Annotated in this window: 14 protein-coding genes; 6 read left to right on the forward strand and 8 right to left on the reverse strand. The window is 63.1% G+C overall.

Annotated elements, in window-relative coordinates:
• Positions 1-14 precede the first annotated feature (14 nt).
• Together J2Y41_RS17515 and J2Y41_RS17520 are read right to left on the reverse strand one after the other, a co-directional pair.
• Entirely contained in the window at positions 15-812 is a 798-nt protein-coding gene (locus J2Y41_RS17515) for a glycerophosphodiester phosphodiesterase (protein ID WP_309930339.1), read from the reverse strand.
• Between the two features lie 13 nt (positions 813-825).
• Positions 826-1095: a hypothetical protein gene (locus tag J2Y41_RS17520; RefSeq protein WP_309930340.1), complete on the reverse strand. Its 270-nt coding sequence runs from the start codon at positions 1093-1095 to the stop codon at positions 826-828.
• A gap of 132 nt (positions 1096-1227) precedes the next feature.
• Here J2Y41_RS17520 and J2Y41_RS17525 point away from each other — a divergent pair, with 132 nt between their 5' ends.
• The gene (locus J2Y41_RS17525; RefSeq protein WP_309930342.1) at positions 1228-2088 is read left to right on the forward strand and encodes an SDR family oxidoreductase; all 861 of its coding nucleotides are present in this window, start codon (positions 1228-1230) and stop codon (positions 2086-2088) included.
• Entirely contained in the window at positions 2085-3014 is a 930-nt protein-coding gene (locus J2Y41_RS17530; protein ID WP_309930344.1) for an isoprenylcysteine carboxylmethyltransferase family protein, read from the forward strand. The genes J2Y41_RS17525 and J2Y41_RS17530 overlap by 4 nt, the downstream gene beginning before the upstream one ends.
• Here J2Y41_RS17530 and J2Y41_RS17535 read toward each other — a convergent pair.
• The 4 genes from J2Y41_RS17535 to J2Y41_RS17550 are packed head-to-tail and all read right to left on the reverse strand — an operon-like array spanning position 3011 to position 6221.
• On the reverse strand, positions 3011-3820 hold the full coding sequence (locus J2Y41_RS17535; RefSeq protein WP_309930346.1) for an HAD family hydrolase: 810 nt from the start codon (positions 3818-3820) through the stop codon (positions 3011-3013). The two genes, J2Y41_RS17530 and J2Y41_RS17535, sit on opposite strands and share 4 nt — an antisense overlap.
• Positions 3821-3861: 41 nt before the next feature.
• Positions 3862-4362, reverse strand: coding sequence for a YbhB/YbcL family Raf kinase inhibitor-like protein (locus J2Y41_RS17540; protein WP_309930347.1), 501 nt, complete (start codon positions 4360-4362; stop codon positions 3862-3864).
• 54 nt (positions 4363-4416) lie between these two features.
• Positions 4417-5358 carry a carbohydrate kinase gene (locus J2Y41_RS17545; protein ID WP_309930349.1) on the reverse strand — a complete coding sequence of 314 codons (942 nt, stop codon included), beginning with the start codon at positions 5356-5358 and terminating at the stop codon, positions 4417-4419.
• A 41-nt stretch (positions 5359-5399) separates the two neighbouring features.
• Entirely contained in the window at positions 5400-6221 is an 822-nt protein-coding gene (locus tag J2Y41_RS17550; protein ID WP_224094542.1) for an alpha/beta hydrolase, read from the reverse strand.
• A 109-nt stretch (positions 6222-6330) separates the two neighbouring features.
• On the opposite strand from J2Y41_RS17550, the gene J2Y41_RS17555 reads away from it, so the two are divergent.
• The 4 genes from J2Y41_RS17555 to J2Y41_RS17570 all read left to right on the forward strand — a co-directional run bounded on the left by J2Y41_RS17555 (position 6331) and on the right by J2Y41_RS17570 (position 11410).
• Positions 6331-7437, forward strand: coding sequence for a GTP pyrophosphokinase family protein (locus J2Y41_RS17555; protein WP_216924310.1), 1107 nt, complete (start codon positions 6331-6333; stop codon positions 7435-7437).
• 7 nt (positions 7438-7444) lie between these two features.
• The gene (locus tag J2Y41_RS17560) at positions 7445-8941 is read left to right on the forward strand and encodes a SulP family inorganic anion transporter (RefSeq protein ID WP_309930352.1); all 1497 of its coding nucleotides are present in this window, start codon (positions 7445-7447) and stop codon (positions 8939-8941) included.
• A 94-nt stretch (positions 8942-9035) separates the two neighbouring features.
• Positions 9036-10031, forward strand: coding sequence for a bile acid:sodium symporter family protein (locus tag J2Y41_RS17565; protein ID WP_309930354.1), 996 nt, complete (start codon positions 9036-9038; stop codon positions 10029-10031).
• Between the two features lie 122 nt (positions 10032-10153).
• Entirely contained in the window at positions 10154-11410 is a 1257-nt protein-coding gene (locus J2Y41_RS17570; protein ID WP_309930356.1) for a D-arabinono-1,4-lactone oxidase, read from the forward strand.
• A gap of 130 nt (positions 11411-11540) precedes the next feature.
• On the opposite strand, the gene J2Y41_RS17575 is transcribed toward J2Y41_RS17570, so the two are convergent.
• Positions 11541-13316 (reverse strand): biotin carboxylase N-terminal domain-containing protein, encoded by a 1776-nt coding sequence (locus J2Y41_RS17575; RefSeq protein WP_224094539.1) that lies wholly within the window; start codon positions 13314-13316, stop codon positions 11541-11543.
• Between the two features lie 7 nt (positions 13317-13323).
• The gene (locus tag J2Y41_RS17580; protein ID WP_309930497.1) at positions 13324-14991 is read right to left on the reverse strand and encodes a 5-oxoprolinase/urea amidolyase family protein; all 1668 of its coding nucleotides are present in this window, start codon (positions 14989-14991) and stop codon (positions 13324-13326) included.
• Positions 14992-14998: the final 7 nt, after the last annotated feature.

Genomic DNA, 14998 nt, shown 5'->3' on the forward strand with positions numbered 1-14998 from the left:
CGCGAAGCGTCGCCCTAAACCCACTGCCCCCGGCGCACCATGACGTCCTTCAGCAGATCCAGCCGGTCGGACACTATTCCGTCAACGCCAAGGTCCAGAAGTCGTTCCATCTCGGCGGAATCGTTGATGGTCCAGACGTGAACCTGCACGCCCACGCGGTGCGCGCGACGAACAAAACCGGCAGTTACCACCGGAAACCGGCCGTACCGGACCGGCACCTGGAAAGCGTCGACGCCGGTGAGCACCTTGCGGGCCAGGCCCGCCGGCAGCACGGATCCAAGAAGTACGAAAAGCGCGGTCAGGGTGCTGCCAGCCGAAGAAGCGGTCCGCTGGCTGAGGAGTTTCAACACTGCACGTCGACGCCGGTCGGAGAAACTCGTCACCAACACCCGGTCATGGATGCCGTGCTTCTCGATAGCTTCGGCCATCGATTTAGCGGAATTCCAGTCCTTCACGTCCAGGTTCAGGCGGGCATCGGGAAACGCAGCTACGAGCTCGTCAAAAGTCGGCACAGGTTCCACTCCGCCGATGCGGGCCTTGGCTACCTCGTCTGCCGTTAATTCGGCGATCCGCCCGGATGAATCCGTGACCCGGTCCAGGGAAGAATCGTGGAAAACGAGCAGGACGCCGTCTGAAGTGGTGTGTACGTCGGTTTCAAGGTGCAAAGTGCCCAGCTCAACCGCGGCTCTAAACGCAGTCAAGGAGTTCTCCATCCCATGCAGGGAGAATCCCCGGTGGGCAAAGGCCACCGGGCCCACAGTGCCATCCTTGCGGAGGAAATATGGCAGCGTCACACCCGAAGCGTAGCCCATTGCGCATAGGCGCCTACGCTTCGTCGGTGACCGTCACCTTCTCCAGTGGGACCACGGCCACCCCATCGCTGACGTGCACCAGCGTACGGCCGCGACCGCCGTCGAGCTCTACCCAAACTGCCGTTGCGTCGCCGGTAACGGCGTCCACTATGCCAGCCGATTCGTACCCGGGCGTCAGCGTGACGCTAACGCGGTCGCCCTGACGGAGTGACCTCCAGTGGTGATCCGGCTCGATCCGCCGCAACGGAGCGGTGTTGAAATCGTTGATCCTACGCTTGGCCATGATTCCCCTACATCCAACAAGCAAAACGTGTCTGTGGCTGAGAGCCTACGGGCGCAAGTTGAACGCGGGTTGTATGGAGACTGGGAAGTTGGTGATAGCTTTGCGGAGCATCAGGGCTGCCAAACTAGTGGCATGACTGTATTGATTGCCGGATGCGGCGACCTTGGAACCGAAGCCGGACTGCGTTTCGCAGACCTGGGCCATGAGGTGACCGGGCTCAGACGCTCGCCGGAAAAGCTCCCCGCGGAGATCCAGGGCATTCGCGCGGACCTCGCACGTGGAGTCCCGGTCATCCCGGCAGATGTGACCATTGTCGTGGTCGCAGTGGCCGCCGATTCTTCCACCGAGGAAGCATACCGGGCGGCGTACATAGACGGCCTCCGAAATATTCTGGACGCTTTGGATCGTGATTCTGTTGAACCGGAACGCATCTTGTTCGTCTCCTCCACTGCCGTCTATAAGGACTCCGACGGAGCGGTGGTGGACGAGACCACACCCACCGAGCCCACACGTTTCAGCGGCAAAGTGCTGGTGGAGGCTGAAAATATGTTGCTTGCCCGCACCCGGGGAACGGGAACTCAACCCATCATCCTTCGGCTCGGCGGCATTTACGGGCCGGGACGAACGCGACTGATCGACCAAGTCCGGTCAGGGCAAGCCGTGATTCCGGCGCGGCCCCGGCACACCAACCGTGTTCACAGGGATGACGCCGCGGCCATGATCGTGCACCTCACCACGATGGATCAGGACCCGGATCCGGTCTACGTGGGCGTGGACGACCACGCGGCCGAGATGGGCGACGTCATGCGGTTTCTTGCTTTGGAAATGGGGAACGCGGAACCACCAAGGGCGTCGGAAGACCAACACGGCGGCCCCGGGGACAAGCGCTGCTCCAATCAGAGGCTGCGCGAAACTGGCTTCGAGTTCGCCTTCCCCACCTACATTGAGGGCTACCGCGCCGTGCTGGCAGGCCAGGGTGAACGCCACCCGTGACGCAGCCACGCCAGGGTAGAAGAGCGGGCTTGCAGCTGCTGTGCCGAAGCTATTTTGCCGTGCAGGCAGCCGCCGGTCTTTCGTGGTGGATCGCCGCCTTCCTGTCACCCGTGGTGCGGGAAGCAACCCTCGGTAGCCTCGATCCCGTCGTTGTCGCGGCCTTTGACGTTCCACTTTTCGTCATCGCCTCCGCCCTTGCAGCAATCGGAGTGAAGGCCGCCGCAGCGGTGGCCACTGCTTGGACGGGAATCGTCGCCATTGCCCTCGGTGTCTACGCCACGGTGACAACTGAAGCAGGATCGGGCGTTCTGATCATGATTGCCGCTGCCGCTTGTTCCCTGGCCGCCCTCAGCGTCCTCTTCCTGGGCGGGATTCCCACGGCTTGGATCATCCAAGGGCCCTTCGCTTTCCGCTCAGCCACTGGCCATCGCACCACAACAAACGTGGGAGCAACGATCGGCCAAATGATGCTCTTCTGGGGATTTTTCCTGGCTGTGATCCCCTTGGCCCTGACGTTCCTCGAACAGCGATGGGAAGTGTCCCTGCCATTTCCGCCGATGGCCGCGCCCGTCGGAGCGCTGCTTCTGACGTTCGCAACTGCGCTGGGCGTGGCCTCCGCCCTGACCATGTCCTGGCTCGGAGCCGGCACCCCGTTGCCCTCAGCCATGCCCAACCGCTTGGTCATCGCCGGACCGTATCGCTGGATTCGCAATCCCATGGCTGTTGCCGGCATTACCCAAGGTGCCGCGGTTGGCCTTATCCTCGGGTCCTGGCTGATAGTCGCCTACGCGGTTCTCGGCTCTCTGCTGTGGAACTATGCCGTCCGGCCGCTGGAGGAAGCCGATCTCGAAGAGCGGTTTGGTGCAGAGTTCATCAGATACCGCGAGTCGGTGCGGTGCTGGATCCCTCGTGCCGGACGTAGCTAGACCGTCTGCTCCGTCAGTTTCGCCTCGAGGATCTGCGCCACGCCGTCGTCGTCGAAGTGTGGTGCCTGCTGCCCCGCGGCGAGGATCGCTTCCGGGTGGCCGCTGGCCATCGCGTAGCCGTGGCCGGCCCAGCGGAGCATCTCGATGTCGTTGGGCATATCCCCGAACGCAACGACGTCGGCGGCGTCGATCCCCAGAGACTCGGCGTACTTCGCGAGGGTGACGGCCTTGTTGATGCCGGGCACGGACATCTCGAGCATTGCGGTGCGCGGTGCCGAGTGCGTCGTGCTGACCAGATGGGCCACGGCAGGCTGAACTTCGGCAAGGAATTCGTCCGGGGTGCCTTTGCGGGTTATGGCGAGGAACTTCACGACGGCGTCATCCGCCGTCAGCGTCTGGTCCAGCGGTGCGGGGGTAAACTCCGCAAGCAGTTCGCTTGTTTCGTTCTCGAGGAAGCCCGGCTCCAGTTGGAAACCAGTCAGCGTTTCCACGGCGAACAAAGCATCCGGCCGCAAGGACTTGATGATGCGCCGCGCTTCAAAAATTGAGGTGATATCCAATGTGCAGGAAGAAATGGGCTTCTCGGTTTCCAGATCCCAGACCACCGCGCCGTTGGAGCAGATCACGATACCGCTGTGCCCCAGTTGTTCCTGGAGCGGGTACAACCACCGCGGGGGGCGGCCCGTGACGAACACAAGCGCCACCCCGGCGTCCCGGCATGCTTTGAATGCCTTGACGGTCCGATCACTGATCTTGCCGTCATGACCGAGGATGGTGCCGTCAATATCACTTGCTACGAGGCGCATCATGTCAGTCTACGTGGCTGTTGAGAACCCAAATGCCGCAGCTAACGCTCGAACATGCCAGTGATGGTTCCGCGCGCCAACGTATGCGCAGGAAGGACTGAGGCAAGTATGCGCGCCTCGGAATCCTTTTCGATGCCCAGGTCCTCCACGTCCAGCGCATGTACAGCCACTACGTAACGATGCGGTCCATGCCCTCTGGGAGGCGCCGCCCCAACATAGCCGCTGCGGCCGCCGTCGTTCTTTAACTGGAACGCACCGGCAGGCAACGCGTGGCCGCCCTTGCCCCCGGAACCGGCCGGAAGGCATGATACCTCAGGAGGAATATTAAGTACGGCCCAATGCCAGTAGCCCCCAGGGCCGGGAGCGTCGGGATCCCACATGGTGACCGCGAAACTCCTGGTTCCGTCCGGAGCTCCGCTCCAGCTCAGCTGGGGAGATATGTCCTTGCCGCCCGCACCCAGAATCCCGCTCCGCTGGTCGAGGCCGAGAGTATCGCCGTCGTTGAATGACTCGCTCGCAACCTGTAATTCGTGGTCTTGCATGCGCACCTCCTCTTGGCCGGACTACACCGGCAAATGTTCTGGCTGAGAACAGTCTTAGCTGGCAACAGCCCGGTGGTTGAGCTCAGCCCGCGTGGGCGGATTGGCGCCGGCGCGGGACACCGTGACCGCGGCGGCACGGGTCGCATGATCCATGATGGCGGCGAGGGTTTCAGCCGGCATGGCTCTGAGTGCCCCACGGTTTTGCGCACCGTCCAGCCCGCGGTCCACTATGGCTGACAGCAGCCCCGCCATGAACGAATCGCCGGCACCAACCGTATCCACCACCGTCACGTTAGGCGCCGGGACCTGGGTCTCGCCGATGGCCGTGATTCCCCACGGACCACGCGCACCCCGCGTCACCACCACCAGCGCGGGTCCTCCCGTACCTCCCAGCGACAACCAGCGGCGCGCCGATTCCAGCGGATCAACGCCCGGATAGAGCCATTCAAGATCTTCGTCGGAAGCCTTCACGACGTCGGAGAGCACCACAAAGCGTTCGGCCTGCCTCCGCGCGTAATCGCGATCGGTAATGATGCTGGGGCGGCAGTTGGGATCGAAGCTGATGGTGCTGCTCGGGTGGGCATGCTCGACGGCGGCAAGCACGTCCGCGGCACCGGGCTCCAAGGCCGTGGCTATTGAACCCGTATGCAGCAAGGTGGCTCCCTGCAGCATGAGCGGCAACCGCTCGCCGAGGCCCGGCAAATCCCAGGTGAGATCGAAGGCGTAGGTGGCGGCGCCGTCGTCGTCGATCACTGCCGTGGCTATGCTCGTGGGTTTGCCGTCGGGCGGAAGGGGGACCATCACGGAACTGGACCGCAGGTGCGCCGCAACGGAATCGCCGTACGCGTCCTGGCCAAAACGCCCGATGAACTGCACGGGGTGATCCAAACGCGCCAAGCCAACGGCGACGTTGAGCGGACTACCGCCAACGTGCGCCTCGATTCCGCTGGGGCGCTGCACAACGTCAACCAAGGCCTCGCCAATCACAGTCAGCATGGGACCACTCTGCCAGAGGAAGGGTGGGCGCTACCAGTGATTCAGGAGAGCAGGCGTTGTACCAATTCGCGGCATTTCTTGTAGGCAACGGCCTTTGGATCTATGAGATCGAAGTGATCCCCGGGGACACGCAGCAATTGCGCTGCGCTGCCGGCTGCTGTTGCCGCCGCGACGTAGGCCTCGGACTGGCTGACCGGAACGTCCTCGTCGTCGGTAGCGTGGACGGCGAAAACCGGAACATCAATAGGCAGGGAACTCATGGGGTCCGCGTATTTATGCCTTTTGGGGTATCTGGCAGAATCGCCGCCCATGAGGTTGCAGACGGCACCGTTGCTGAGGTTCAGTTTTTCGGCGGCAGCCAGGTTCAGCAAGCCGGACTGGCTGACGACGCCCGTCAGGTGGACGGCATTATCCTCCGGTGCACGCACCAGTTGACGGTCGGCGTCGGGCGTTCCGATGGCCGAGAGGCGCTGCCGTCCGGCGGCCCACACAGCCAGGTGACCGCCGGCGGAGTGACCCAAGGCCACTACCTTGCCAAGGTGGAGCTCGTGCTTTCCGGCGATTTCGGCGAGATGGTCAATGCCGGCCAGGATGTCTTCGAATGTATGGGGCCAACCACCGCCGTTGCCGGCCCGCCTGTATTCAAGGTTCCACGCGGTAATTCCATGCGCCGCGAGGTCGCGGGCCAGGGGCTCGCCGAGCTCGGCGCCGTACTGTGAGCGCCAGTAGCCGCCGTGGATCACCACCGCGACACCACCCTTGACGGCTGACGCGCCGCGATGGTTTCCGTTGTTCGGTTCAGGTATGAAGAGTTCGCCCCATTGACTGGGGTGTTCGCCGTAGCTGTACTTGTGCCGCAACATTGCGCCCTCCTTTGTACCGAGCCTATCGTGACGTCCCGCAACTTTGGCTAGGGCACCCCGACGGCGGGTGGCCCGCGCCAGTGTCGGGCCCGCCCCGTAAGCTGGGGGCATGGCAAGCAATTGGGACAGCCTGGACCAGGACCAGCGCGATGCAGTGGACGCGAACGTGGCGCTCTATGAGCGTGTTCGCCCTGCCCTGAAGCGGGTCACGCGGGATGTGCTGCTGACCCTAAGGGACATGCTCAACGACGCCGAGGTCACTCCCCTGTTTGTTACCGGACGAACCAAAACAGTGGAATCGTTCCGCGAAAAAATCTCACGCACGGATGATCCTCTGGAGCCGGGCGGCCCACGGGTCCTCAAATTCCCGGACCCTTTCCGCACCTTGAATGACATGGTGGGCATCCGCGTCATCACCAAATTGCCTGCCGAGAACGCAGCCGTAGCCAACATCATCAAGCGGCAGCGTCAGCTCTTCGACTGCCGTGGAGACCGCGAGAAGGACATCGGTTCCATCGAATCGGGCACGTACGGTTACTCCAGCCGGCACCTCATCCTGCGAACCATCCAGAATGAGGCCGTCAAGGAGTATCAGCATGTCTTCAACCCGGACATGCCTGCCAACGGCAGCTACTTCTTCGAGTGCCAGATCCGCACGGTCTTTGCGCACGCCTGGAGCGAGATCGAGCACGATATCCGGTTCAAGGCGGAGGATCCGCGTGCATGGACCCCGCATTTCGACCGCCAGTTCACAGCCACTGCGGCCATGTTGGAAACCGTGGAAAGTGCCTTCGCGGACCTCCATGAGCGGTACGAAGAGGTCCGAAGCTACTGGGACCTGCACGGCGAGGGTGCTTCCCCGCTGACTCCCAACCGCGTGCGGGACGTCTGGCGTACGCTCCTGCCTCACGTTGACCGTAAAGTTGATGACGACTGGGGGTGGGCTGCCGAACTCCTGGCCGCCCACGGACTCACCAAAACCGTGGAACTTGCGGGGCTCCTTAGCGCCAACCGGATCACGGAGGTCCGCAAAGCCCTGGATCACCGCTACTCCCCGGGCCCCGACCGCCTCCTGGATGACCTCCTGCTGTGGCAGTACGGAACCGAACACATTGACCTCACCGCTGAGGCGCCCGACGTCGTTCCGCACCCGCGGCGCGATAGCCTCCAGCGGCGTCTGAAGCAGATTGAGCGTTACCGCCAGACTGCACTGTAAGGACGCCATGACTCCCGAGCAACTCATGTCACTGCGGGTGACTTTCCGCTCGCCCCGCCGCCTGCTGACGGAATCCCTGGCCGGACTGGTGGTTGCACTGGCGCTCATTCCGGAGGCCATCGCGTTCTCGATCATCGCGGGCGTTGATCCCAGGGTCGGGTTGTTCGCTTCCTTCACCATGGGCGTCGTGACTGCCCTTGTTGGTGGTCGACCAGCCATGATCTCTGCGGCGACAGGGGCTGTCGCCTTGGTCATCGCTCCCGTGATGAAGGAGTACGGACTCGATTACCTGATCGCCACGATCATCCTGGCGGGTATCTTCCAGATCATCCTCGCTGTCCTGGGTGTTACCCGGCTCATGCGCTTCATTCCGCGGTCGGTGATGATCGGCTTCGTGAACGCTCTGGCTATTTTGGTGTTCATCTCGCAGATGCCCGAACTCTTCAATGTCCCTTGGATGGTCTATCCGATTGTTGCCGTGGGTCTCGTCATGGTCTTTGGCCTGCCTCGCCTGACCACGGCCATTCCCGCACCCCTCGTGGCGATCGTGGTCATCACCCTGGTTACCGTTCTGGGGCACATCGACGTTCCAACGGTTAGCGACAAAGGCGAACTCCCCCACAGCCTGCCCGGGTTCTTCCTGCCCAATGTCCCGCTGGATCTGGAAACGTTCCGGATCATTGCGCCTTTCGCACTGTCCATGGCCCTTGTTGGCCTGCTGGAATCACTCCTGACAGCCAAGCTCGTGGACGACATCACGGACACACGATCAAATAAGACCCGCGTTTCCTGGGGCCAGGGAGTGGCGAACATCGTCACAGGTTTCCTTGGTGGGCTGGGTGGTTGCGCCGTGATCGGACAGACCATGATTAACGTCAAAGGATCCGGCGCGCGGAGCCGGCTTTCCACTTTTTTGGCGGGCGTCTTCCTGCTGGTCCTGGTGGTTGTCCTGGGCGACGTTGTGGGGATGATTCCCATGGCGGCCCTTGTTGCCGTGATGATCTTCGTTTCCCTGATTACCTTCAACTGGCACTCTGTTCGGCCATCCACCTTGAAGCGCCTGCCCAAATCGGAGACCGCCGTCATGCTGATCACTGTTGCCGCCGTTGTGGCGACGCACAATCTGGCGGTGGGTGTCGGCGTCGGCGTCTTGACCGCGATGGTGCTGTTTGCGCGGCGGGTGGCGCACTTCGCTACCGTCGAGAGGACGGAACTGGAGCTCAACGGTGAAACGGTGGCCACCTACACGGTGGATGGCGAGCTCTTCTTCGCTTCGTCCAATGATCTGTACACCCAGTTCGACTACGCAAAAGATTCCTCGGAAGGCATAGATCGCGTGGTGATCGATCTTCACGCCTCGCACCTTTGGGATGCATCAACTATTGCGGTACTGGATTCCGTCACGGAGAAGTACCGGAATCACGGCCGGGAGGTGGAGTTCATTGGTCTGAACGAGGCAAGCGTTCGGATGCGCGAACGGCTCGCGGGAAAGCTGAACGACTGACCCGACGCCTTCGAAACAGCGGTCATCTGACATATATGCCCAGTTGAAAGTAACGAACTCGGTCTTGCCCGCGGACCAATGTGAGCATGGATAAATGCTTGAGGCAACGAATTCCCAGACAGAGACTTCAGGGGCCGCGGTTCCCGTCAACCCAGCTCTCGCGGCAGAGGCCAGGATCGCGCGGATAGCCGTGACGGTTTTCCCACTCCTGGTTGTGCTGGCTGGCGTGCTTGGATTCCTGCTTCCGGAACTGTTCAAGCCCATGGGCGTCGCCGTTCCTTATTTGTTGGGCGTCATCATGTTCTGCATGGGCCTCACGCTGACACCGCCCGACTTCGCTTCTGTGGCGCGGCGCCCTTGGGCTGTGGCACTCGGCATCGTGGCGCACTACGTGATCATGCCCGGGGCGGGCTGGTTGATTGCCGTCCTGCTTCAGCTTCCGCCCGAGCTCGCCGTCGGCCTTATTCTTGTGGGCTGCGCACCGTCCGGTACGGCGTCCAACGTGATGGCGTTCCTGGCCAAAGGCGACGTCGCACTGTCGGTGGCTGTCGCCTCTGTTTCCACGTTGATCGCTCCCGTCGTCACGCCTGCCCTGACTCTCCTGCTGGCCGGTTCGTTCCTGCACATTGATGCTGGCGCCATGGTGCTGGATATCGTGAAGACCGTGCTGCTTCCGGTCATCGCAGGCCTGCTCGCCCGACTCTTCCTGTCCAGGCTCGTCGCGAAGGTGCTGCCGGCACTTCCGTGGGCGTCCGCCGTCGTGATTTCACTGATCGTGGCTATCGTCGTGGCCGGCAGCGCCAGCAAGATCGTCGCAGCCGGCGCCATCGTGTTCCTGGCGGTCGTCCTCCACAATGGCTTTGGGCTGGGCCTGGGTTACCTCGCCGGCAAACTGGGCCGCCTGGATGACAAAGCCCGCCGCGCCCTGGCATTCGAGGTTGGCATGCAGAACTCCGGCTTGGCCGCGACCCTTGCCACGGCGCACTTCAGTCCACTGGCTGCACTGCCCTCCGCCGTCTTTTCGCTGTGGCACAACATCTCCGGCGCGATTGTAGCGGCATGGCTGGCCCGCCGCCCACTGAAGGACTAGCGTCCCGCGTCCCGCTGCCCGACTGATACCTGCTTCAGCCAGTTGGACACCCCTTGACGCAATTAGTTGTGAACGTTAACAATTACGGAAGCCAACAAGTAGCCAACCGGGAAGATCATTCAATGAAGAACTGGGCAGGAAACCTTGAGTATTCGTCCGCAGAAGTCCAGCGGCCCACTTCAGTGGACCAGCTGTGCGGGCTGGTGGCGAACGCGCCGCGGATCAAGGCCCTTGGTTCCCGTCACTCGTTCAACAACGTCGCAGACACCGATGGCATGCACCTTCTCCTGGATGCATTGCCCCAGGAAATCTCACTTGATCCCGGCACGGGCACCGTCAAAGTCAGCGGCGGTATCAGCTATGGCGCACTCTGCCGGGCAGTCGAGGAACAGGGTTATGCCATCCACAACCTCGCTTCGCTCCCCCACATCTCGGTTGCGGGAGCAATCCAAACCGGGACACACGGCAGTGGCGTCGGCAATCCCTCCTTGGCTGGCGCCGTCGAAAGCATTGACCTGGTGCGGGCAAATGGCGAGCTGGTGACGCTTAGGCCGGACGACGACGAATTCCTCGCCAGCGTTGTGGGACTCGGCGCCCTGGGGATCGTCACCGGACTGGAACTGGCCGTCCGGCCGAGCTACCAGATGCGGCAGCGCGTGCTCACGGGGCTGCCGTGGGACCGGGCGCTGGCCGATTTCGTGAACATCGCGTCGGCCGCCTACAGCGTCAGCTTCTTCACGGACTACACCGGAGACGCCATCCCGCAGGTGTGGTTCAAAGCCCTGGATACCGAGCCAGTCCTCCCCGACCTCTTCGGTGCAAGCGCGGCTACTGCCGCTCTGCACCCGCTGCCCGGGATGTCGGCGGAGAACTGCACGGGTCAGCTGGACGAGCCCGGCAAATGGCTGGACCGCCTGCCGCACTTCCGCCACGAATTCACGCCGAGCAACGGTGAGGAACTGCAGAGCGAATTCCTCCTGCCCCTGGAGCATGCACCCGCGGCTCTTCAAGCTGTCCGAGAGCTCGCGGACAAGCTGGCACCCCTGCTGTTCATCTCCGAAATCCGTACAGTAGCGGCCGACGAATTCTGGCTCAGCCCGTTCTACCGGCAACAAAGCGTGGCCCTCCACTTCACATGGAAGCCACTGCAGGCCCAGGTGGAAGCGGTACTCCCGGATGTTGAGGAAGCACTGCGTCCCTTCGGCGCGAGGCCACACTGGGGCAAGCTCTTCACGCCAAGCCTGTACGACTTCGCCACTCTCTACCCACGCTTCGAGGACTTCTGCAGCCTCGCCGCCACCAACGACCCCTCGGGCAAGTTCCGCAACGCCCTGTTGGACAGCATTTTGGGAGCCACAACCTCGTTGCTTGGCCGCTGATCCGTTGCTGCCCCACCACGGAATAGCAGGTTAGCGACGTCCCAGCGGCCCTCCTCACCAACCGCGCACGACGACGGCGGTCCAGCTCCCCGCGAAGGGCTGGACCGCCGTCGGGGTTTAGCCAGCCGGACTACTGGATGTGCGCCAATACGGCTCCCGCGGTCACCACGCCGCCGGGTGCCGAGAGCACCTCGGAGAGCGTGCCTGCACGGTGGGCTGCCACCTGCGTTTCCATCTTCATGGCCTCGACTACCAGTAACGGATCGCCTGCAGAAACCTCGGTGCCGGGCTCCACGAGCCACTTCACCACGGTGCCGGCCATGCTGGAGACCAGGGCTGATTCCGCTGGCGGGGCTACCCCTGAATCGGAGGCTCCCACGTAGTCACCCTGCAACCCCGTGACCACCGAGCCTGACGGAAGTGCCTGCCCTGACCGGGCCCAACCCTCCAGCAGATCAGCCGGGAGTCCCACCGCGAGCCGCTTGCCGTCGACATCCACGGTGATGGTGCGCCGCACGCCGCCAGGGGCAACCACGTTGTATTCGAAATCAACGGGGATCTGATCTGCAAAGTCCGTCTCGATCCACCGGGTGTGAACATTCAGCCCGGCTACGGACGTAAAGTCATCGGACTCCACAACGGCGCGGTGGAATGGCAACACGGTGGGCAGTCCGGTGATCTCCATTTCCGCAAGTGCACGGCGTGCGCGGCGCAGCGCTTGCTGGCGGTCGGCGCCAGTAACAATCAATTTGGCCAGGAGCGAATCGAACTGCGGTGCAATAAACGAGCCCGCGCGGACGCCGGTGTCCAGGCGAATGCCGGGGCCGGTGGGCGCTTGGAACGATGCCACTGTGCCCGGGGAAGGCAGGAATCCGCGGCCAACGTCCTCTGCGTTGATGCGGAACTCGAAGGAATGGCCCCGGGCGATGGGGTCCTCGGAAAAGCTCAAGGGCAGGCCGGCTGCAACACGGAACTGCTCCTGAACGAGGTCAATCCCAGCCGTTTCCTCGGTAATAGGGTGCTCAACCTGCAGGCGCGTGTTTACCTCAAGGAAGGCCACGGCCCCGTCCGCGGAGACGAGGAATTCGACAGTCCCGGCGCCGTAGTAGCCGGCCTCGCGGACGATTGCTTTGGCTGCGTCATAGATCTGTTGCTGCTGGGACTGGGTGAGGAACGGCGCAGGCGCCTCTTCCACGAGCTTCTGGTGACGGCGTTGAAGGGAGCAATCGCGCGTACCCACCACAACGACGTTGCCATGGGTATCCGCGATGACCTGCGCTTCCACGTGCCGAGGCCTGTCAAGGTACTGTTCAACGAAGCATTCCCCACGTCCGAACGCTGTGATGGCTTCGCGCACTGCGGAGTCGAAAGCCTCCTCCACTTCGGCGAGTTCGCGGACAACCTTGAGCCCGCGGCCGCCGCCGCCAAAGGCCGCCTTGATGGCCACCGGCAGTCCGTGTTCCTCGGCAAAAGCCCGGGCTTCAGCAGCATTGGCAACCGGCCCGTCGCTGCCGGCCACAAGGGGTGCACCAGCACGGACAGCGATCTCGCGGGCCGTGATCTTGTTGCCCAACTGTCGGATCGACTCCGGTGACGGACCGATCCACTCGAGTCCGGCGTCGAGGACTGCTTGCGCGAAGTCGGCGTTTTCCGACAGGAAGCCATAGCCGGGGTGGACGGCGTCAGCACCCGACTGTTTGGCAACGGATAGCAGCTTCGCGACGTTGAGGTAGGTCTCAGCAGGGCTGTTTCCTACCAGGCTGTAGGCCTCATCCGCGGCACCCACATGCATTGCGTCGGCGTCGATGTCCGCATAGACGGCCACGGACGAAATGCCGGCGTCATCGCAGGCTCGGGCGACTCGAACAGCGATTTCTCCGCGGTTCGCAATCAGGACCTTTCGCATCAAATACTCACTTCTCTGGGGTCTTGGTGAAGTCGGGGGAATCGGGGACCATCCGGAACCGGATCCGTCCGCCAATGGGGACCTGCCCGGCAAGGTCAAGGTGTTCGTCGCGAACCACGCCGATCACGGGGTAACCACCGGTGATGGGGTGGTCGGCCAGGAACAGCACGGGGAGGCCGGCGGGCGGGATCTGGAGGGCACCGGCCATGGTCCCCTCACTGGGAAGTTCACCCTCGCGGGCGCGCTGGAGAGGAGTACCGTCCAGTCGCATGCCCACGCGGTTGGATTGTGGTGTGACCAGCCATTCCTGGCTTGTTAGGGACTCGATGGCGGACTGATCAAACCAATCAGCACGGGGTCCGGGAACCACATCGAGAACGGTGACATTGGCACCCGGAAATTCCGGTTGCAGCTCCGGGCTTCCAACCGCAGTAGACGCCGTGGCGTCGCCCGCCGGGAGCTCCTGCCCGACCACCAATGGCGCAGGTCCGATCCCCGACATCGTATCGGCCGAACGACTCCCCAGGACTTCGGGAACCGCTATGCCACCGCGGATTGCAACATAGTTCCGGAAACCGGCCTCGGGCGGTCCAACAGTAAGGACTTCGCCGTCGAGCAACGCGAATGGAGCAGCCATGGGGACGCTGCGCACTGCGTCCCGGATGCCGCCGTCAGATTCTTCGAATTCAACCGACGACGGCGACTGGACCGTTAGGGTGGTGGGCGCACCTGTCACGGCAATCACCTGGTCGCCGATTGCCTCGACCGTAAGCCCGCCATTGACGGTTTCGATGGCTGCGGCCGACGAACTGTTGCCGACAAGACGGTTGGCCCGCCGGACCGATGCCCGATCCAACGCGCCGGCCGCCGAGACCCCCAAAGCCCCATAGCCTCTGCGGCCAAGGTCCTCGATAAGGCTTTGAGCGCCGGGGTTGAGTACCCGTAAGCCGGAGTCCGTGTGGTGATCCGAGTCGGGTTCAGCTTGATGCGCCGCACTGGCCGTGACAACCTCCCGAACAACCCGGTACCGCACCCTGTCACCGGGCCGAACCAGGGCCGGTTGCGGACGGTCGAGGTCCCACATCCGGGCTCCCGTTCGGCCAATCAGCTGCCAACCGCCGGGAGAGCGCCGGGGATAGACAGCCGAGTACTGGCCGCCGAGGGCCACGGATCCAGCGGGAACAGCCGTGCGGGGTGAAGGGCGGCGGGGAACCGTGAGGACTTCATTCTCGCCCACCATGTAGCCGAATCCGGGAGCGAAGCCAGCGAAGGCAACAGTCCAAATCTGGCCGGTGTGGGCCGCAATCACGCCCTCCACGCTCAGCCCGGTGAGCTCCGCGACATCGGCGAGGTCATCGCCGTCGTACACGGTATCGATGACGACCAGCCCGGAATCGGTAACGTCCGTCGCGACGAGTTCCAGTTCGAGCAACCGGGCGCCGATTGCCCGGGTTGCCGCTGCGGATTCGCCAACGACCATAACTGTTTCGGCTGCTGCCAGGACGTCTACCTGGCCAGGGAGCGGAGACTTGTAGAGCATGTCCTGCAAGGCCAGTACGTCCTGCAGCCCATCCAGCTCCGCAAGGACGGCACGTGTGCCGACGGGTCGCACGGACCGGACCCTCTTTGCGGTGGTCGTTTGCTTCGCGGTGGTCGTTTGCATCACGGTCTCCATCATCCGC

The organism is Arthrobacter sp. 1088 (assembly GCF_031455315.1).
Taxonomy (GTDB): domain Bacteria; phylum Actinomycetota; class Actinomycetes; order Actinomycetales; family Micrococcaceae; genus Arthrobacter.

Excerpts from the sequence above, each read along its gene's own strand:
- J2Y41_RS17570 (WP_309930356.1), top strand. The coding sequence starts at position 10,154 with ATGAAGAACTGGGCAGGAAACCTTGAGTATTCGTCCGCAGAAGTCCAG.
- J2Y41_RS17550 (WP_224094542.1), bottom strand. The coding sequence starts at position 6,221 with ATGTTGCGGCACAAGTACAGCTACGGCGAACACCCCAGTCAATGGGGC.
- J2Y41_RS17535 (WP_309930346.1), bottom strand. The coding sequence starts at position 3,820 with ATGCGCCTCGTAGCAAGTGATATTGACGGCACCATCCTCGGTCATGAC.
- J2Y41_RS17515 (WP_309930339.1), bottom strand. The coding sequence starts at position 812 with ATGGGCTACGCTTCGGGTGTGACGCTGCCATATTTCCTCCGCAAGGAT.
- J2Y41_RS17575 (WP_224094539.1), bottom strand. The coding sequence starts at position 13,316 with ATGCGAAAGGTCCTGATTGCGAACCGCGGAGAAATCGCTGTTCGAGTC.
- J2Y41_RS17565 (WP_309930354.1), top strand. The coding sequence starts at position 9,036 with ATGCTTGAGGCAACGAATTCCCAGACAGAGACTTCAGGGGCCGCGGTT.
- J2Y41_RS17520 (WP_309930340.1), bottom strand. The coding sequence starts at position 1,095 with ATGGCCAAGCGTAGGATCAACGATTTCAACACCGCTCCGTTGCGGCGG.
- J2Y41_RS17560 (WP_309930352.1), top strand. The coding sequence starts at position 7,445 with ATGACTCCCGAGCAACTCATGTCACTGCGGGTGACTTTCCGCTCGCCC.
- J2Y41_RS17555 (WP_216924310.1), top strand. The coding sequence starts at position 6,331 with ATGGCAAGCAATTGGGACAGCCTGGACCAGGACCAGCGCGATGCAGTG.
- J2Y41_RS17580 (WP_309930497.1), bottom strand. The coding sequence starts at position 14,991 with ATGGAGACCGTGATGCAAACGACCACCGCGAAGCAAACGACCACCGCA.
- J2Y41_RS17525 (WP_309930342.1), top strand. The coding sequence starts at position 1,228 with ATGACTGTATTGATTGCCGGATGCGGCGACCTTGGAACCGAAGCCGGA.
- J2Y41_RS17545 (WP_309930349.1), bottom strand. The coding sequence starts at position 5,358 with ATGCTGACTGTGATTGGCGAGGCCTTGGTTGACGTTGTGCAGCGCCCC.
- J2Y41_RS17540 (WP_309930347.1), bottom strand. The coding sequence starts at position 4,362 with ATGCAAGACCACGAATTACAGGTTGCGAGCGAGTCATTCAACGACGGC.